The sequence below is a fragment of the Bradyrhizobium sp. S3.12.5 genome, assembly GCF_040548225.1.
In the GTDB taxonomy this organism is placed as follows: domain Bacteria; phylum Pseudomonadota; class Alphaproteobacteria; order Rhizobiales; family Xanthobacteraceae; genus Bradyrhizobium; species Bradyrhizobium cytisi.
In genome coordinates this window covers 35,478-54,284 of the sequence record NZ_JBEPRF010000028.1, presented here as the reverse complement: position 1 = coordinate 54,284, position 18,807 = coordinate 35,478, and the positions used below count along the sequence as shown (strand labels likewise).

Sequence of the window (18,807 nt, the reverse complement as noted above, 5' to 3'; positions counted from 1 at the left end):
TCCATCCGCTTCTTTTTCCTGTGCGGCGGATCAATCCGGAGCGCATGGCGAAGGCAATCGCCTGCTGTAGAATCTCCGGTCGCGGCGGAGCGGAGCTGCTGCTCGACGTCCTAGAGGGCCGCACGCCAATCAGATCTGGCTGCGCGTTGCGGCGCCGGTTGGCGTGAAGGTTGCCCGCTTCAGCCTGAGACTTACTACCTTCGATCAGAACCGGCCTATAGTGGTGCGCCCCCACGACCTTCTGCGAAATAGATAAACGTCGTTCTCGTAATAGCCCCCGGAATTTAATTATACCTCTGCGTTCACAACGAACCACTACTCTCTGCAGATGCGATCCCATCTCATGGAGTAGCCGTAGCGCCGTATGTTATTCCTCGCCATCGACACATGTGATGGCAGGCAGCACTCCAGTACTTCAAATAAGCTTGAGGCGCCGCGCCTTGATAGCACACTGGATTCGGGTGGTCACTTCTAGCTTTCGCATCGCGTTCTTGAGATGAAAATTGACGGTGTTCTCGCTGACTCTCAATATCACCCCTATTTCCCAGGATGATTTGCCCTCCTCTACCCAAAGCAAGCACTGTTTTTCTCGTGCGGACAGCACAACGTCTGGCACGTCGACCATGTGTTTCTCCTGGGGGCGAGACGACTGGAACGAGTTTAGCAAATGCCGTACCACGCGATGGCGACCGCAAACTCTCCTGCCAAGACAAGCCTTGAGGAGCACCGATCAGCTTGGGAAGCTGCCGATTCAACTGCAGCACCATCGGGTATCGAAGAGATTGCGACATACGTCGTAAACGCGACAGCGGTGGTTGCAACAACGGCACTCTTGAGATCCGGGATTTAGCCTAGGCATGGGATCGGGTGGTCACTTGTAGCTTTCGCATCGCGTTCTTGAGATGAAAATTGACGGTGTTCTCGGTGACTCTCAATATCACCCCTATTTCCCGGGACGACTTGCCCTCCTCTACCCACCGCAAGCACTGTTTTTCTCGTGCGGACAGCACAACGTCTGGCACATCGACCATGTGTTTCTCCGGGAGCCGAGACGACCGGAACGAGATTAGCAAATGACGTACCACGCGATGGCGACCGCAAACTCTCCTGCCAAGACAAGCCTCGAGGAGCGCCGATGAGCCTAGGAAGCTGCCGATCCAACTGCGGCACCATCGGCTATCGAAGCGATTGCGACATACGTCGTAAACGCGACAGCAGTGGGTGCAACGACGGCACACTTGAGATCCGGGATTTGACCTAGGCATGGGATAGGTCTCCTCATCCTGGTAAGCGGCAGCATTATGTCCCGCGCTTACTCCAGCGCGGCTTTCTGCATGACCCCACAGAAGAAGCGGAGCGGACCCAGCTACATCGTCCGGCTCCAAGCCACAGGTTGTTGGCATTACCGACAATGACGTGGAAGACTGGGTCTGTTCGCGTAAATAGCTCGACGACTCATCGAGACTGGATGAGTTGATAACGAACTTTGAATAAGATCAAAGTCGCTAACGCTATGCGGACCAGGTTCGGGGCGGATGCTATTCACTCGAATGTCGCCGCGCAATGCTTGGTCCATCTCATGATGCGCACCGATCATTTGCATCGCGTGATGTCGGAGGGCGTCAGAAACGGGTGTGATCAGCCCTATTTACACGCCGCAGCTATCCAGCAGCCATACCTGCGCGCTATATTTGTTTCCTGCCGGAGAAGCCTACGATCTGATTGCCTCACACCGACTATCGTTCGGGGCGGAGGCATGAGCGGCAAGGACGAAAAGACTCCGATCGAGGCATTAGGCCGCCAAGTAACCAGAAAATTCCGCGTGCCGAAGCGCTGTCGCAAGAACTGTGGCATGCCGCCGCCCGCGACGTTCGACATCGATACGCTGCCGGGCAGCTCTAATTTGGACGCCATTGGAGGCCGCCGCCGTTATCCGGCGCACGCCCGGCGCGCTGGAACAGTGGCGGCGGGATCCGAACCACCCGCTGAAATGGCGTCACGTCGACGGCCGACCAATCTATCCTATCGATGCGGTACGCGACCATCTGGCCAAATGCGACGAGGCTACTAACGATTGGTTTGACGATACCGCAACAGCGGATTTCCTTCATTCGTCGCTGGACGGCTAAAGCCTGAACAAGGAGCAGACTAGCTATGCCCTTCAATAGCAAGCCGAAGCGCTTTCGGGATGCGCTGCGGTTTTCCGCCTAAAATGGACGCCACGCGTACACGCGCGGGGCCCCCGGCAGGTCTACACCCTCGTGATCCCGGATCATGCCGCCGACAAAGACGCGCCCGACAATTCCGCTGTCCCCAGGCCTTTGACACTCAGGCGTACGCAAGCATCGTCGATGCATTCCCCCGATCGCTCGGCCGAGCTCTCGTTGAAGCGTGCGGATCGAGAGATATGCGCGCGCATGGTCGTCCCGCGTTCCGTGACTAAAGTTCAGCCGGCGCGTGTCTGTGCCCGAAAGGTAGAGAGCACGGATGTTGTCAGGTTCGGCGGCTGCCGGACAAGGATTGTGACGATCTAGCATAGCGCGAACGACGCATCGTGAACCCTCGTGGTCAAAGATGAGCTCTACGTAAACCGCGATGGCCATGTCCGAGGACGTCGTTCGGATCTGCTTGCCGATGCTGCCTTGATCACCCGCCACCCCCGCCTGTCGCCGTCCTACCTACTACATGCCGCCACGCAGCCGAAAACAGTGCACTGGCGATCATGCTCCGGAAGCCGCGGCCTCTTGCCCTTGGTGAGCCGATTGCAGAATGCTGTTGACCGCGCGGTAGGCGAACACGATGGCTGGACCGATCGTGATGCCTGCGGCGGGATAGATTCCGCGCATTGGCGAGGTCATGTCATTGCCACAACCATAGAGGCCCGCGATCGGCCTCCCCTGTCCGTCCAACAACTGCCCGCAAGTATCAGTTGCCAATCCAGTCGCCGTTCCAAGCGTTGCCGGGACGATCGGCAGCGCTATGAATGGGCCGCTTTTGATCGGTCCGAGATTTGGATTTTTCGTTCCCATGGCCGAATCACCGAGCGTGCGATTGAAAGCCGATTCGCCGCGTTGGAAAAGCGGATCGCGTCCTTCAGCAGCGTGCGCGTTATGCTCTTCAACCGTCTTTTGAAGCTGTCCAGGGTCCAGTCCCAACTGTTTTGCAAGCTCGGGAAGCGTGCGGCCGATCTTGATGTAGCCGAGGCGCGCATATTTCCCGATGCTCAAGGTCCAGGGCCAGGGGAGCAAATGTCCCATGCCTCTCAAGCGCACGAAATCCTGGTCGCAGACGAAGTAGAACCGTTTGTCTGTGGGATAGCCGCTTTTGAACATTCCGAGGCAAATGTCATGGTACGAATTGGACTCGTTGACGAAACGTCTGGCATTCGGCCCCACGGCGATGACACCGGGACGGCCGCGGTCGAGCCAGCCATACGGAACCACTCGCGAGGAGCTGCCACTCTTCAGGATCGATACAGGCGTCCAAAAGCCGGCGGAGGCGACGTTGTTGTCAATCGCCCCTCCAAGCCGGGTCGCGAGCGTAATGCCATCACCGGTGACATCGGGATGGGTCAGGGTGTCGTTGTGCTGGTGGGCGCGGCTGAGCTCTGCTCTTAGTTGGCTGTTGCGAGCAAAGCCGCCTGTTGCGAGGATGACCCCGTGCGAGGCACGCACGCGAATGATGGAATCAACCCGCTTGACAATTGCCCCGCTGACCCGTCCCTCTTCCTTGACGAGTTCTAGGATGGGCGATGTTGGCCATATCTCGACGCCGTACTTGCGCAGACTCACCAGCAGCCGCGCGATCAGGGCGTTGCCTCCGCTGAGCTCTGTGCCACGCCTGTAACTTAAGCGATCCCGCGTGTAGCGGCTGACGCGACGCAAGACATGCTTCAGCGACGCAAACGATTGGAACGGGTTCAGGAAGCTTCTCACTTCGCTGGATGAGATCATCATTCCGCCGAGCACAACACGGATGGGCTCGCCTATCAGATCGAAGTCGGTGCCGAGGAGCCGCCCATCATAGGGTGCAGGGCTCAGTGCGCGGCCTTTTTCGAGCCCGCCGGCTTGGCTCGAATGATAGTCAGGGGCAGAGGCCAGCGTGAACTTGACCTCTGTCCCATCCTCAAGTGCGGTGAGCGCCGTTGGGCCGTCCTTAAGATAGGCATCAACGAAGCTTGCGCGATAGTAGGTGCCAAGCTCATGCTGCAGGTAGGTCCTCGCCTGCGCCAGCGAATCATCGATTTTTGCTGAGCGCGCCTGGGCCGAACAAGGAACCCAGATCATGCCATTCGACAGCGCCGTTGTGCCGCCGAGGCGGGCGGACTTTTCGCATACAGTGACCCGCAGTCCGGCCTTTGCCGCATAGACCGCCGCGGACAGTCCGGCCGCACCGCTGCCGACCACGAGGACATCAGTCTCGACAGTCTGTTCCGGCCTCCTATCTCGGGGGAGTGCCGCTATGTTGTGTTTGCCTGATTGGCCCATACGCTTGTTCACTCCAGCCTTGCTGCGATAATTTGCGCTCAGATCAGTGCCGCGGAAGCGAGACAGCTTTGAATTCCTCAGCCGCCGCCTTCACTGCCCGTTCGATTGGAATTCTTTCGATGGAGGAGGCGCCGACGAACCCGACGCATTGCGTCGATCGGTAGACCTCGACCGTATCCTGCGGCTCCGCGACAGCGCCACCATGACAAAGCAGGATGACATCGGAGCGGACGCTTCTCGCCGCCGCGTTGATGTCGTTGATGCGCCTGATCGCCTCTTGAATGGACTGCCCCTGCTCATGACCTACAAGCCCGCCACGGGTTGCGCCGACATGGGCGACGATGCAGTCGGCACCTACATTCGCCATCGCTTTGGCGTCTTCTGCACTTGCGACATAGGCGAGCGAGAACATGTTTTTCTTGCACGCAGCAGCGATCATCTCGAGCTCGCGTTCGAAGCCGAGGCCCACGCGGCCGCGGCGGTCACGCCATTTTTCACCCATGGTGGAGATGGTCGGATAGTTGATCACGCCGGAGAAGCCGGCCGCCCAGAACTTATCGAGAAGCGCATCAAGGTCGAGCCGAAGAGGATCCCACGCTTCGACGCCGCCGATCACAGGCACCGAAGAGACGACGTTGCGAATTTCTGCTCCAAGCTCGAGTGTGCGCGCGTTGGAATCACCGATCCGGCTTGTTGGAAGCCCCATGAGGCGCGAAAGCCCGGTGCTATAGACCACCAGCATGTCGGCCCCTCCGAGGGCGGCACACTTCGCGACCAGCCCGCAGCTGCTCCCGGCGGCAAGAACTGCTTTCCGCTCCGCTATCTGGCCTGCGATGCTGGAAAGGATTTCGGTACGCTCAAACATCTGCATCGGATATGCTTCCTTGCCTCAACTGTTTGAGGATCCACGTCACGGCAGCCTCGGCGAATTCGGGATCGTTGATATGGCAGTTCAGTTCTCGTACCTTGATGCGGGGGTGGATATTGTCTTTGACTGCATCGAGCCAAGCTCTGTCGGCATCAACATCACGGAAAATGCCGCCCTCGCGGTCATAGTCGGAAACGCCTTCCAGGGGCCACAACACTATTGCAGGCCCATCAGCCTGCGACAGCCGCTCGGCCGTGAGCCGACCGACGCTCGCGTTCTCCGAAGCCGTTGTGCGCATGAGCGTCGTGTAAGGTGTATGGGAGTAGAGCTGGCGTCCGCGAAATTGGTCAGGCACGCTGGATGGCGGACCAAAATTGACCATATCGACCGCGCCAGGCGCGATCACTTGCGGGACCAAATGGCGCGACGCCGCTTTTAGCCGATCCGAACCTGCGCTTGCGGTGCCCCCAACGATTTCGTCAGCCAGCTCTGTTGTAGTTAGATCAATCACAGCGTCGAATTCGCCGGCTGCGATGAGCTGCTCCATCTTGCGGCCGCCAGCTCCGTTGGCAGGAAACACGATCGCATCTGCGCCGGCATCTGCAAGGCACGCCACGCACTGATTTGCTGCAGGCGTCGTCACGCCGAAGGCCGTGATCGCAACGATCTTCCTTTTACGCGCGTGTTCGGCGGGCGCATGCTGCATGGCCGCAATGGCCCGCCCCGCATTCTCCAGCACGCGTGCGGTAAAGACGTTGATGCCAAGGAGATCGACTAGGCTCGGATAGAGCATGATATCGTTATGGACGGCCAATTCGGCCAGTAGCGCTGGCCTGGCACTGCTCACCAGCAGCTTGGGGAAGCCATAAGGCAAGTCCGATACGACCTCGCCGAAAACTGCGCTCCCCTTGCCACCCGCTATCCCGACGATCGCACTGATCGCGCCTGAATGGAGCAGGCCGTTAACCTGCTTGCGCGTGCTTGCGGCGATCTGTTTCAAGAGCTCGGCAGGCGAGGCGACGCGAGCACGCTTGCTATCGACCTGTTTGTCTCCGGGAACCAAGTTCGATGTACCGATGTCGATCAGGAGGGTTTTGCGGCCGCACGCCTCGATGATGCCCGAAAGGTACGACGCTTCACCGCCCTTGGTATCTAGCGTCGCCACGATCGCGACCGCGCCCGCAAGCTCGGACGAGTTACCAACCCGGAGAGACCTCTGGTCGTCCGTGCAATGGTGAGACACGGCATTCCTCCCGGACTATTCCAAACACACCGGTCTTAGACCGGGCTGAAATCGGGAATAAGATGGGGGATGAGTGCAGTTGGGTAAGATTGGGTAGGTGTGGTGAGTGCCGCGGAGCTGCGCCCAGACGCGCGTTCCCGGAATTCTACGTACCGTCTTTTTGCGCAGCCTTTCAGAACATTCCATGCTCGCTAAGGTTAGCTATCATTGAATGGAAGACTGCCCTTTTGGAGCTTGCGCGCTAGCTGCATCGGAATGCTCTCTCCCCTCTATGAACCGATAATCTTCACGGATCTGTTCGCGCGGCGCGCGGGTACTGCTGAACTGTGGACGGTGGCTGGGATCACCGGGACTATAAACTTCCGCCATACCCGGGATCGGCGCGATCTTCGACCAGCAGAATTGCGTCGAGCGTCTTGGCCAACGGGCATACTTCCCCTGCTCCCCACCACATCGCCTTGGTCCCACGTGCTCTTTTGGACCGGAACACGTATAGTGGCCCGTTGAACGGCTTGGCCCCACCCGCGCACCGGCGCCATCCAACCCATTGCTCGCTTACGGAAGTCGACAGGCGTGGACTCCCTGTTAAGATCATGATCGACGCAGTTTCTGCTGTACGCGAACGAGCGATAGCCGCGGCCTTGCGCATCCTCTTGTGATAATCATGGGCCGAGGTTTTCCGCCAATTCTCAAATCCCTTTGCGACTTGACGAGAACAGTCGAGATCGCCTCTGGAGGGATACTGCGGTCTCTCCGATCGGCGGTCTGGTTGCGGATTGAGGATCTTTCGCCACTCGTCCGAGCCCTTCCGTGACTTCGCCAACCCGCGCCCCCTTAGGGAGGCTCAAGACAGTTTCCGAACCTGACAAACCTTTGGCACGTACCTTGATTAGATCCGCCCAGGCGAGACCGAACCGATGAAAATCCGCACGCCTTCGGCGGTTTCGGCGCGCCCCAGCGCGTCAGAATGGCAAGACATTTATACGGGAACCAGCTGCCGAAGATCCTCTCGCAGCTGGGCGCGGCGTCGATATCGCGCACGATCGCTTTACGTGAAGCACCCGCCCATGAGCATTCCAAGCGGCTGATCACCGGGAGCAATCGGCGTCACGTATTTGTCGATCAGCTCCGTCACTGTGCGCTTGGCGACGGCCCGGTGATTGGGGCCTTTGTCAGAGATGGCAGCCGCAGTGCCGACGCCGCGACAATGCTAGTGGCGCCGGTATCCCTGCTGGTGTTGGGCATTGTCGGATCGTCGAAGTCCCAGTCGGCAACGGGCCCCACGGGACTCTGGTTCGCCCGCAACACGAGCACGCGAGCCGCGCGTTCGCGCCACAATGGCTCCATCGAGCGACTTTTCGCGGTGTGAGTGCCACCTTCTACCACCTGCCGCTCGTGCGAGTGGAGTGATCCGATGGTTGTCACTGGAACACTGACGTGCGCAGGCTGACAGAGGCTCGTGGCCCTGTCAGCTACACTGTCCATAGCAACGATCTGCACTCTCTCCGTGCTTAAAGTCCGTTCTCAATCGCCATCGACAGTCCGAAGATCTCTATCGACGGGACAGGACAGATGAGGCAGCGTCAGTTCGCCTTTGCCCGCAACAACTGAGATATTTAGTTTGTGCGCGGCGGCGGCCAACACCGGCATCGAAACTGGACTCTCGCCCGCTAGGCGCACAGCGCATTCAATATCCTTTCGCAATTCGCAATTGACATCGCCAGAACATCGGGTTTCTCGACCAACAAACAGGCCGCGAAGCCTTGAAATATTCCGCTGTTAGTGGAGCCGCGACTAACCAGAGAGCGGAGCGTTACGAGATCGATGTCAAGACCGCACGCAAATTGGCAAACCTCCGCGGCTACCGCCGCTATCCCCACGTCATGCTGTTGTAAACAAGCTTGACCTGCGACATCGCCGACATGAAGAACGGTCTCACAAAATGCGGCAAGAATGCGTTCAGCCGCAGGAAAAAGCTTTTCATTCGATCCAATGATCGCGTTGAGACGGCCTAACTCTACTTGTTCGGGACTCCGCGTGACTGGAGCATCTCTAAAGCTCATGCCGCCTTTTTGGGCTTGCTCAGCGAGTGCAACCGTCGAAGCAGGATACGAGGTCGAGCAGTCAACTATTAAACCTCCTCGGGCATATGGACGAACAGTCCATCTTGCCCAAGGCAGTCTGTCTCAACCTCGCGGCTGGAGGGCAAGGATAACAGAACGGCACTTACAAGTCGCGCCAACTCAGCGATTGAACGATGTTCATGGGCCCGCACCAGTCAAGCGATCCGCACCGAAGCGATTCTTGTTGGCTTTGTTATGCAAACTCAATTTGCTGACGCAACAGGCTGATGCCCATACCGGTTCCGATGCTTCCAACGCCGACAAGGTCTATTCTCTGCCTCGCCGTTTTAGGAGCGACGTTGTCTGATGATTCCTTGCCAATCATGATTTATGCATTCCGCAAAAAACCATGGCTTCGTAGGATTGGCAACAGCTCATGATGGTTGTTAATCGTGTAGTCCGGATTTGCCGCCCGCAAGCGCGACTCAGAAACGAATCCTCCGGTAATAGATACACTTATCAGTCCGAGATTCCGTGCAATATCCGTTTCAACCGGCATATCGCCGATAATGACGGTTGAGGCCGGCTTCAAGTTGTTCTTCTGCATGTACAGACGAAGCCGCTCTCCTTTGCTCATCGATTTGTATTGAGTGTCGCGGCTTTCGAAGGCGAGCACCTCGTCGAGGTAGTCATTGATTCCAAGTCTTCTCAACTGGGAGCGCAGAGGGTCGACTATGTGGTTGCTCACGATGATGGACGAAGCCGCTTCTCGACGCGCCAACTCCAAGACTCTGCGCGCTCCCTCGCGCAGATCGGCTTTATCGGCTAGACGTTCATAGGCGTCGTGAAAGATTGCACTCCCATCGCGATCTACCGTCGCAAGCTCGTCTTCCGACAGTCCGAGACTGCGATAAAGAAGAGATAGCGGAACGTCGCAATGTTCCCGAAACGTCTTCATGTCGATCGCTGCACGACCAAAGCGATCTAGTATGGCATTGGTGGTTTCGAGCAGCGCGTAGGCATCGTCGAGCAGCGTGCCATTCCAATCGAAAACGAGAACGGGTTTCATGATCTGACCTCAAGCAGGGATTGATTCCGAATAGGGAAGATCGGCCACTAATTCGTGCAAGTTCTCATTCGCGCGCCTCTGCCCCGCAGGGGTTGGCATCTCAAATGTAAACGGTGACAAATCGACGCCGTCTTGGCTGCCTGGCAACAGCGACACTAGAAGTGGAAACGGCAGATACGTTATTGTGGCTGCGTTGATGGACGCGGCAATATGACTTTCGACGATTTTTAGAACTTGTGGCTCCATCTTGTGAAAGCGGAGGCTTTGCGTGCGCTGTTCGGGCGGCAATCGTTTCCATATCTGCCAGAATGCCAACTCATCTAGTGTATCGATGCCCATGCCATAGTAGTTCGGAGCCAGTATGGGCGGCGAACCGATCGCCCAATGTACGGCTTTGGCCCCAGCGGCTAGCAGCATATTCGTAACAGCCTGACTGGTATCGCCACGAATGAGTGCCTCGTCGGCAATGATTATCGTGGTTTTAGCAAGGCTAGTTCCCGAGACGCGGTACTTTTGAGCAATGCGAGACTTTCGCTGGCTGGGTGTACCGATGAGAGTTCGCTGAAGGAATTGCGTTGCGACTACTTCCCGACGCTGGGCGAACAGGCCGTATTCGGCGAGAGATGCAAACAGACCATCAGCGTACGGTCCTCCGGTATGCGGCATCGAGGAAACGATTGTGAGCGGGGAGTCTGGCTCTCCTTGCAATCGCTCCGCAACAAGGCCACCAAGGGCGACACCGATGTTGTACCGGGTTTCGAAATGCGATTGGCCTTCAACCGACGTTTTTGGATTTCCCAGATAAAGAGATTCGTAGGCGCAGAGTTTGGCTTTGTGTCGCCTGTTGCTCACGGAACGATCAACACAGCCCCGCGTTTTTCCGTCTACATACTTGATGTGTCCCGGTAAGACTTGCTGCGTCTTACCCTCTAGACCGGCGAAGGCACAATTTTCCGAAGCAAATAGCAAGAAGCCGTCATCTGTTTGCATAGTTTCCAATGGTCGCAAACCACATCGATTACGGTATGCAACTAGAGTTCCTTCACCGTCCAGTAAGAGCGCGCTAATAGCACCATCAATACGGTCATCAACGTCGCGCAAGACGTTTTCATAACTAACGGGCAGACCGTGCCGCCAATAGTCTCTTTCACAAGAACGTTCGATCCATTTGAGCAAGAGCTCAGCATCTGTGTTGCCGCCTAACCTATAGCCCTGGGCAAGCAATTCTTCCCTGAGTTCCCGGGCATTGACCAAAGCTCCATCCAGAGAAATTGCCAAATGGCGGCTGGTGCCCGCATTGTGATGAATTGGCTGAACTTCGCCGCCATCGCTGGTTTCTCGGCATCGGCCACGAATGTGGGCAATTGCAACATGGGGCCTAAACTTCGGATCGTGCTCATCGTACTCAATGCGCACGGAATCGCATGATGGCTCAAGCGCTCTCGCATATCGAATACCTTCCTGGTTCATGAAAGCTGCAACGCCTACCCCCGCCTGCCCACGAAGTGCTAGTTTCGGAAGCATGTGCTTCAGCCGATCATAAACGGTCGCCCGCGAATTGCTTGAAGAGCATAGAAACGCAGCAGCAACACCGGACATGCTATTAGCTCCGCTTGTTCGAAGAACCGATGTGACGGGTCCATCACAGCCGAGCGTATTCAACCGCCAAGGCGTGCAGACCTGGTTCCGCCTCTCATTAAGCAAGCGCCGTACCAATGCTTGGTTGAATCGGTTTGCACCGCCGGAGCGACATAGTTCGAGAACAATCAGCCATTTGGTTTGCTAGATGATCTCGCGTCGTCCGCTTCCCGACACGTTGTCTGAAGCGCGACGCGTTAGTACGACAAGAGCCAAGCTCTGACTCTGGTCCTCGTGGCCCTATCTTCCCACCGACACCTTCGCGCTCCAGCTTGCGTGCGACGCTGTCCCCTCGCATGAGCGAGCATGAGTATTTCAAGCCGCACTGGGCATTCTGATCCGCCAACCGAGTCCAGATCGATCAACTGCTTCAGCCTATCGCCTTTTCACAGACAGGCATGATCGAAATCGGATGGTCCCGCCAGATGGCAAGCGGGTCTTGGACGCGCGCCGCCATCTTCAATTTCTGACTGGGATGCGACTGGACAGGCGCATTGAAGCCGACCCCGACCATCTCATCTCTGACCGCGAAGGAAGCGAGTGCGATCGTCGGTGCGGAACAGGAGCTGGGTCCGCGAGCCTCCATCGGCCTGCACATTTTTCGGTGATGCAGAGATTTTCGTTCGATCGTCGTCCTGACCAGAGGCACGTGATCAAGGTGGCTCGTTGCCGTTCCGCCGTCGTCAAATGGTATGCTCTAAGAAACGTAGTGAGATGGAACGTCTGTGACGCCGACCGTCGAAATCGTGACATTCTGTCGAACTGGCGACAGGCGCTAAATAGGAATACGGAAGAGAAATCAGTATTTGCCGTTTGGCACGCAACTTGAAAAGCCGTCCACCGTGTGTGCCGGCGTCTTTAAGAATAGGTGATCTTGGAATGAGCGTCCCGAATTTGACGAAGCGGGCCAATACCCTCGGAACCGACAAGGGTGATGAGGTTGGCGACGCCCATGGCTATACCAGCTTCTACTCTTTTCTCTTCGAGGAATTCCGCCACGAAGCTTTCACGATGATCGAGATTGGGCTGCAGCACGGGCACGGCTCTCTCGATCCCGATGCACTGCTGACTCGCAAGGTCTATGACACTCCATCTATTAGGATGTGGCTGGAGTTCTTTCCCAAAGCGGATGTCGTCGGCTGCGACATCTCCGATTTCAGTGCCTTTAAGACGGACCGGTTCCGTTTCGAACGTGTTGATATGGGCGATGCGCGAGCCCTGGAACGCCTTGCGAGCTCACTCCCGCCCGTAAGGATCATCATCGATGACGCTTCGCACGCCGCTTACCACCAGCAGCTTGCTCTAGCAAAGCTCTTTCCCATCGTCGAGCCTGGAGGTTTTTACTTTATCGAGGATCTGCATGCCACGCACGGGATTGCCGCAAGACTACCGCCCTGCAATCCAACTGAGGCGGTGGTTGAGAAGTTCGCGCAAACGCGTCGACTGGACATTCCGTTCCTGCTTGGAACCGAGCGCAGAAACCTTGAGACCTCGATCCGAAAAATGTTTATTCACCGCGACGACAAGGGCGGCGTGGATCGCTGGCGCATGAAAATGGTTGGATTTGAGAAGTACTAGGTCGTCGACGCTAATCAGCGGAAGCATCAGGCGTTTTTGGGAGGCAGCTTTGGGCGTCCATCAGTCGACGTGTCGGTCATTGTATTGCATCGAGTGCGTGCTCGGTTGTGAAGTCCCAGCGAATACCTCGGCCAAGGGCGGCCTCAAGATCGACCTTGCTTGTTCCAATATACTCTCGGAGCGCGAGACCGGACCGGCGTCGATTTAATGGCCCTGTATCGGTCCACACGCTGTCGGCCCTGGTGAGCGAGCGCTGCGTGCGAACCCGTGGACGTCTTCGTGTTCCGCAGCAAACGCGTGGACAGAGTGAAGCTCCTGGAGTGGGACGGCAGCGGCATCGTGCTGGTGATGGACGTTGCACCAGGGGCGTTTCACCTGGCCGGCGATCCGCGACGGTGGTGCATCTAAGTGCGACGCAGCTCGCGATGCTGCTCGACTATCCATGCGAATGCCCCTCCTCGCGAGTGCTCAATGATTCTGAGATCGAGGTGATCGAGCTCATGATTGCGTAGTTTTTGAACAGCCTCAATCACGCGCGACGTATTGGAGAACAGGTGCGCGTTGGAAGAGTGACGATCGATCAAAAGGCGCCCTTGCCTGATCTGAACGTATTCACGGGAATGTTCAATACGCTGGCGATTTCCTGTGCGCTGAGCTGGTCGGGTGAATGCCGCCATCGCGTACGTTGCTCGGTAAGCCCTTGAGGCCCGCGTGCAAGCGAATGCGCTGGGGTGATCGGCAGCACTTTGTCGGGGCAAGTTGACGACCGACGGTGGCACCCTTCGTGGGTGCGCATCAATGAATGAGGCAGCCGGCAGCCTCCCAAAAAACGCCGCTGCCGGACTTCTCCAACAGCGGCATGAGTCTTGGGAGAAAGCAGACGAGCCGGCCTGCCAGCGGAACCGAAGGATAGAACAGAATCCCGACCGTGATCGCCATTGACACTGCCGACGTCTTTCCGCCCGCATTGCGGACGTTTCGACTTCGACTTAGCCCATTGCAACGTCATCAAGCGGTTTCAGATATTGGGCGACGTCTTGCTTCCAATCGTCATGGTTCCAAATGATTCCGCCTTGGTCATTGGCGCACGACGTCAGCATCCTCAAGCAACTCACGCCACAGCAGGCATGGCTGACGGCACCCGCTGCGCTTCGTTCGCTGAGGAACTCACAGCACGTTGGTCCCGTTCGCAATTGACGATGTGATATCGTAGACGAATGTGCGCAATTTGGCGCCGATCGGCCGAAGGCGGCAGGCCGAGCGCGCCGCGATGATGCGACGCGCTCGCACATGTCCAAACGCCTAGTCTCCGACGTAGACGCCGCCCCGCTTCTTAGCCATCACATACACCGCGATGCTGAGCAGTGCGATGGCCGTGCCGTAGACCGGAAACATCCAAGAGAGCTTCGAGCGCTGAAGCCACAGCAGCAGAAATGGCGTTGTACCGCCGAATATCGTCGCTCCGACGGCGTAACCCAGCGCAACGCCGGTTGTCCGAACGTTTCTCGGCATCAAGGTCGTGGCAATGAAATTGTACAGCGCCATGTTGCAGCCGACCAGTGTGCCGCCCACCAACATGATAACGGAATAGACCACAATATTCTTCTCAGAATACAATAGCGGCAAGAAGAACGCGGGAATGAGCAGCAACCGCATCATGATAAATGCGCGCGAAGGCCGGATCTTATCCGCGAACGCGCCGATCGCTGGCGAGAACACCATCCAAATGGCGCCCATAAGCGTCACGATGCCGTACACGTAGGTGCTGTTCTCCTTGAACACGCCGTTAGCAATATTGGGCAGGCCGAAATTGTAGGTGTAGTTCGCGAGCTGCACGCTGCCGACCACCAGAATGGCCGCGAGCAGCGACAGCCGCGCCTTCCAGAGTGCCTTCCAAACTCCTCCGGTCGTATCTTGGATACGCGTATCCTCGTCTGCATGATGCATGGCGCGGGCAATCAAGGTTTCCGGAAGGATTTGACGAAGATAGATGATCAGCAGACCTAGAACGCCACCGACGCCGAAAGGAATTCGCCAAGCCCAATCTTTCATAACTTCCGGGCTAACGGCGGCGCTGACGAGGAAGGCGACCAGGCTGGCTCCGATCGAGCCCACCATGATGAAGGTGCCGTTGATCAGGCCGAGGTAGCGCCCCTCCTGTCCGGGCGGAGCCAATTCGATCGCGATCGCATTCGCGACACCTGCTTCGGCGCCGACGGCCAAGCCTTGGACCAAACGGAGAGTGACGAGTATGATCGTGGCGGCGATGCCGAGGTCCTTGTAGCCCGGCAGTAGTGCGATCACCAGCGAGGAAAGGGCCATCGCCGACACCGCAACCATCATCACGGTCTTATGGCTGATGCGATCCGCGACCGGGCCGAGAATCGCCGCACCGATAGGACGAGCGGCAAAGCCGGCTCCGAAAACTGCGAGCCCGGCGAGCAGAGATACGACCGGATCGGTAGCCGGAAAGAAGTGTGGCGACAGAAATGCCGCCATGAAACCATAGAGTTGCCAGTCATAGAACTCGAGAGCGACGCCGCCGCCGAGGCCAAGCGTCATCGACCTTGTCGCAACGGGCTTTTCCAGTTCAATGGTGTTGTCGTCGAATGTTTGTACAGAGGCTTGCATCGATGCTGCTTCCGATTGTCAGAATGAATTGATGAGGCTCATCGAAGAGCCGGATGCGGACTGAGCGGTCATCGAACGTCGGCGACGTTCGCGTCGATAGGCCGGGAGCGCATTCGCGCCTGATCCCGCCGCTGTTGGCAAATCGTTTTGAAATTTGCACGACGAGCGCCGTCGAGGCGATTGTTCCGAACTTGGTAAAAAGTAGGCGCGTGCAGACCTTCGCCCGAAGTCATTGTTCCTCTCCTTCTGCTCACGCGCTTTGCGCGTCGTCATGATCTTTTTTGTTGGCGGCACATTGCTGCGGTGTGCTGCAAGTCCGCGGTAGGGAAAGCGGAAACGAAGGTCGCTCTCGCGGTCCCGCGAAGGCAGGGCGATCTGTTGCCCAAGCCTATCGTTCCCAAGAGCACACCATGCATATAGCCCAATGTCAACATTGAAGCGTTACAATGCTATATTGGTACATTCCAATTTTACGTATTGCTCCGATCGGTCCAACTAAATTATACAATGTCGGGTTAGTACATTGATTCAACTACGATAAATTGGTCACGAAATCTGTGCCACCTGTAGATTGATATGTCTCAATTTGTCCACCGCTTTAGGGGTGATAAATGTTTTCGTTCGCCTCATCCGGAGAATTTACTCGCTCAAGGCGCGAGCGGGGACCTCACGGCGCCGATCGCGCCGTGTCGCGCAACGTGAGAGATTCTGATCTCGAAAAACGAGACGCCATGAAAGACAGACCTTTGCTGGAGAGCTGATCGGAAAATCCGTCTCCATCCAGAAGACGATCGGAGAGGACGATGTGATCGCGTTCACCGACATCGCGGTGGACTCTCATCCAAATCATCTCGGCGAACCGTCGCCGCGACCTACACGTTCACGAAAGCGATCAACGAGAAATCAAACTGCGCGGCGGAGGTACGCATCACAATGGTGCGCGATATCTGGTGCCCGAATGACAATGGTCGCTGGTTTCACGGGATAGAGCGGGCGCCCTGCGTCTCGGAGCCAGAGCGTTCGGTTTGGAGCGCTTAGCGTCCCCGATAGTCCGGGGACCGCTTCTCGAAGAACGCATCCATCCCTTCCTGCTGGTCGGCGGTCGTGAAGGCGACCCGGATCGCTTGGCGCTCGAACTCCACGCCGGCGTCAAGAGGCGTCTGGTAGGCAGCGAGCACCGCCGATTTCGCGAGCTCGACCGAACGTGGCGGCTTCTGCGCGATGATGCTGGCGATCTCGAGGGCCCTCGCCGTCGCCGTCCCGGTCGGGACAATGTCCGCAACGAGTCCAGCCTGCAGCGCGGTCCGGGCGGAGATAGGCTGGCCGGTCAGGACCATCAACATCGCCAAAGATTTTCCCGCCACGCGCGTCAGGCGCTGCGTACCCCCATCGCCCGGAATGACGCCGATGTTGATTTCCGGTTGGCCGAACTGAGCGCTCTCGCCCGCCACGACGACGTCAGCGAGCATGGCGAGTTCGTTCCCACCTCCGAAACAGATGCCTTCGACCGCCGCGACGATCGGCTTCACGCAGTTGGTGATGTCCCGCCAATCGTTCCGCCTGTCCGGATTGTTGATGGCTTCGAATCCACGCTGCTGCATCTCCTTGATGTCTGCGCCCGCGCAGAAGAATGCGTCACCGCCCGTAAGTACGATGCAACGGATATCCCTGTCGGCAACGGCAGCTCGGCAAGCGCCAGCGATCGCCGCGATGAGCTCGTTGCTCAGTGCGTTGCGCTTCGCGTGTCGGTTCATATTCAACAGTCGAACATGCGGAGACGGCGTTGTCGCGATGACGAGGTCCGACGTAGTCATTTGGCGTACTCGGGTCGAATTTGATTTTCATTCAGTCCGGTCCTGTGAAAGGACCGCGCAGATCAACCGAAAGCTTTCTTGCCGCGCGCCTCGGCGATGGCCTCGACACTGAATCCGAACGAGGACAGAACTTCGTCGGTGGCGGCGCCGATTGCCGCCGGATGAATGCGCACCCCGGGCGGAGTTCGCGACAGACGCACTGGAAGGCCGACGAGAGGCACGGTCCCGCGGCCCGGCACTTCCACGTCCCACATAATGCCGTTGTGTGCAGTCTGCTCCTGAGCGACGGCATCGGCAATTTCATTGACTGGCATGCAGAGCAGATCGACTTCGGACAGCTTTCGCACCACTTTTTCCGTCGTTAGCGCCGCAATCGTCTTTTCACAGTGTGCCTTGACGACGGAAAGGTGCTCAACCTGCCCACTCAGAGACGAAAGCTCCGGTCGCGTGCTGATGTCCGGCAGTTCCAGCGCCTTGCACATGAGGCCCAGCGGGTTGTCCCGAAACAACATGACCACGGAAACCCAACCGTCCGACGTCTTGAAGAAGATCGATTGCTTGATCCAATTGGTCTTCGTGCCGTAGATGCTCTCACTCGCGACCTCGCAAAGCTGCATCGCGAGCGCTACGTCGTACAGGCACGTCGAGACGATCTGGCCGCGGCCCGAAGTCTGCCGCTCGATGAGAGCGGCGAGAACCCCTTGCACAAGAGACATCGCCGCGCCGTAATCGACGATGGGCGAATTGGTCAGGTGAGGCGGCTCGTTGCCTTCCAGCCCACCGCGGGCCATTCCGCTGAACGCCTGAGCCAACATATCCTGGCCTGGTCTATCAGCCAGAGGCCCGCTCTCGCCGAAGCCGAAGCCCGCGGCGTAGACCAGTCGCGGATTGCGGGCGCTCAGTTCGGCGTAACCGAGGCCTAGTCGTTCCATGACGCCCGGCCGGAAGTTGTGCATGAGGACATCGGCCTTGTCGACCAACTGAAGCAGAATCTCCTTCGCCACCGGGTTTTTGAGATCTAGCGACAGCAACCGCTTATTGCGCCCCATTGCCGCGTAGTAAGAACTCATACCGCCCAGGCGCGTGGCTTCGAAGTCGAGACCGCGGGTGATGTCGCCTTGCGGCCGCTCCACCTTGATGACGTCCGCCCCGAGGTCGCCCAGAACTTGGCAGGCCAGCGGAACCTGCATCACCATCCCCACTTCCAGCACGACGATGCCATTCAGGGCACCAGCCTTAGCGGTGAGCGATTTGCCGTTGGGTTGAGCGTTCACTGGGCATCCTCCTAGAACGGGTTCTTGGCCGACCGAGCCGACATCCGGACGCTACTGCACATCTCCCGGGTGGTCAATTAATACTACAGCCCAATTATAGATTGATATATCTCAATTTCTGTGAAAACAGAATTGCTGCGGG

The 18,807-nt window shown here is 57.7% G+C and carries 16 protein-coding genes; 4 read left to right on the top strand and 12 right to left on the bottom strand.

Annotated features, from left to right (window positions below; translation table 11 throughout):
• Positions 1-415: 415 nt before the first annotated feature.
• Both ABIC09_RS31735 and ABIC09_RS31730 read right to left on the bottom strand, forming a co-directional pair.
• Positions 416-625 carry a helix-turn-helix domain-containing protein gene (locus ABIC09_RS31735; RefSeq protein ID WP_027515978.1) on the bottom strand — a complete coding sequence of 70 codons (210 nt, stop codon included), beginning with the start codon at positions 623-625 and terminating at the stop codon, positions 416-418.
• 226 nt (positions 626-851) lie between these two features.
• On the bottom strand, positions 852-1,031 hold the full coding sequence (locus ABIC09_RS31730) for a helix-turn-helix domain-containing protein (RefSeq protein ID WP_502917718.1): 180 nt from the start codon (positions 1,029-1,031) through the stop codon (positions 852-854).
• Between the two features lie 882 nt (positions 1,032-1,913).
• Between ABIC09_RS31730 and ABIC09_RS31725 the strand changes: the two genes are divergently transcribed.
• Entirely contained in the window at positions 1,914-2,129 is a 216-nt protein-coding gene (locus ABIC09_RS31725) for a hypothetical protein (RefSeq protein ID WP_354111731.1), read from the top strand.
• A 591-nt stretch (positions 2,130-2,720) separates the two neighbouring features.
• Here the strand turns inward: ABIC09_RS31725 and ABIC09_RS31720 are convergent.
• From ABIC09_RS31720 to ABIC09_RS31710, 3 genes are read right to left on the bottom strand one after another with little or no spacing between them, the layout of a single operon-like run.
• The gene (locus ABIC09_RS31720; protein WP_354111778.1) at positions 2,721-4,487 is read right to left on the bottom strand and encodes an FAD-dependent oxidoreductase; all 1,767 of its coding nucleotides are present in this window, start codon (positions 4,485-4,487) and stop codon (positions 2,721-2,723) included.
• Between the two features lie 43 nt (positions 4,488-4,530).
• On the bottom strand, positions 4,531-5,358 hold the full coding sequence (locus ABIC09_RS31715; protein ID WP_354111730.1) for a phosphoenolpyruvate hydrolase family protein: 828 nt from the start codon (positions 5,356-5,358) through the stop codon (positions 4,531-4,533).
• Positions 5,345-6,520 (bottom strand): Tm-1-like ATP-binding domain-containing protein, encoded by a 1,176-nt coding sequence (locus ABIC09_RS31710; RefSeq protein ID WP_354111729.1) that lies wholly within the window; start codon positions 6,518-6,520, stop codon positions 5,345-5,347. The genes ABIC09_RS31715 and ABIC09_RS31710 overlap by 14 nt, the downstream gene beginning before the upstream one ends.
• A gap of 1,045 nt (positions 6,521-7,565) precedes the next feature.
• Between ABIC09_RS31710 and ABIC09_RS31705 the strand changes: the two genes are divergently transcribed.
• The gene (locus ABIC09_RS31705; RefSeq protein WP_354111728.1) at positions 7,566-7,967 is read left to right on the top strand and encodes a hypothetical protein; all 402 of its coding nucleotides are present in this window, start codon (positions 7,566-7,568) and stop codon (positions 7,965-7,967) included.
• A gap of 301 nt (positions 7,968-8,268) precedes the next feature.
• Here the strand turns inward: ABIC09_RS31705 and ABIC09_RS31700 are convergent, their stop codons facing one another.
• The 3 genes from ABIC09_RS31700 to ABIC09_RS31690 form a co-directional block, all read right to left on the bottom strand.
• Positions 8,269-8,778: an NAD(P)-binding domain-containing protein gene (locus ABIC09_RS31700; RefSeq protein ID WP_354111777.1), complete on the bottom strand. Its 510-nt coding sequence runs from the start codon at positions 8,776-8,778 to the stop codon at positions 8,269-8,271.
• Positions 8,779-9,049: 271 nt separating this feature from the next.
• Positions 9,050-9,730: an HAD family hydrolase gene (locus tag ABIC09_RS31695; protein WP_354111727.1), complete on the bottom strand. Its 681-nt coding sequence runs from the start codon at positions 9,728-9,730 to the stop codon at positions 9,050-9,052.
• A gap of 9 nt (positions 9,731-9,739) precedes the next feature.
• A complete protein-coding gene (locus tag ABIC09_RS31690; protein WP_354111726.1) occupies positions 9,740-11,329 on the bottom strand; it encodes a class II glutamine amidotransferase in 1,590 nt (529 codons plus the stop codon).
• A gap of 918 nt (positions 11,330-12,247) precedes the next feature.
• Between ABIC09_RS31690 and ABIC09_RS31685 the strand changes: the two genes are divergently transcribed.
• Both ABIC09_RS31685 and tnpB read left to right on the top strand, forming a co-directional pair.
• A complete protein-coding gene (locus ABIC09_RS31685) occupies positions 12,248-12,946 on the top strand; it encodes a hypothetical protein (RefSeq protein WP_354111725.1) in 699 nt (232 codons plus the stop codon).
• A 267-nt stretch (positions 12,947-13,213) separates the two neighbouring features.
• Positions 13,214-13,354 carry an IS66 family insertion sequence element accessory protein TnpB gene (gene tnpB / locus ABIC09_RS31680; RefSeq protein WP_502917717.1) on the top strand — a complete coding sequence of 47 codons (141 nt, stop codon included), beginning with the start codon at positions 13,214-13,216 and terminating at the stop codon, positions 13,352-13,354.
• On the opposite strand, the gene ABIC09_RS31675 is transcribed toward tnpB, so the two are convergent.
• The 4 genes from ABIC09_RS31675 to ABIC09_RS31660 form a co-directional block, all read right to left on the bottom strand.
• Entirely contained in the window at positions 13,351-13,623 is a 273-nt protein-coding gene (locus tag ABIC09_RS31675; RefSeq protein WP_354111779.1) for a hypothetical protein, read from the bottom strand. The genes tnpB and ABIC09_RS31675 overlap by 4 nt on opposite strands.
• A gap of 625 nt (positions 13,624-14,248) precedes the next feature.
• Positions 14,249-15,577: an MFS transporter gene (locus tag ABIC09_RS31670; RefSeq protein WP_354111724.1), complete on the bottom strand. Its 1,329-nt coding sequence runs from the start codon at positions 15,575-15,577 to the stop codon at positions 14,249-14,251.
• 1,034 nt (positions 15,578-16,611) lie between these two features.
• Positions 16,612-17,391, bottom strand: a complete 780-nt coding sequence (locus ABIC09_RS31665; RefSeq protein ID WP_354111723.1) for an enoyl-CoA hydratase-related protein — start codon at positions 17,389-17,391, stop codon at positions 16,612-16,614.
• Positions 17,392-17,453: 62 nt separating this feature from the next.
• The gene (locus ABIC09_RS31660; RefSeq protein WP_354111722.1) at positions 17,454-18,665 is read right to left on the bottom strand and encodes a CaiB/BaiF CoA transferase family protein; all 1,212 of its coding nucleotides are present in this window, start codon (positions 18,663-18,665) and stop codon (positions 17,454-17,456) included.
• Positions 18,666-18,807 lie beyond the last annotated feature (142 nt).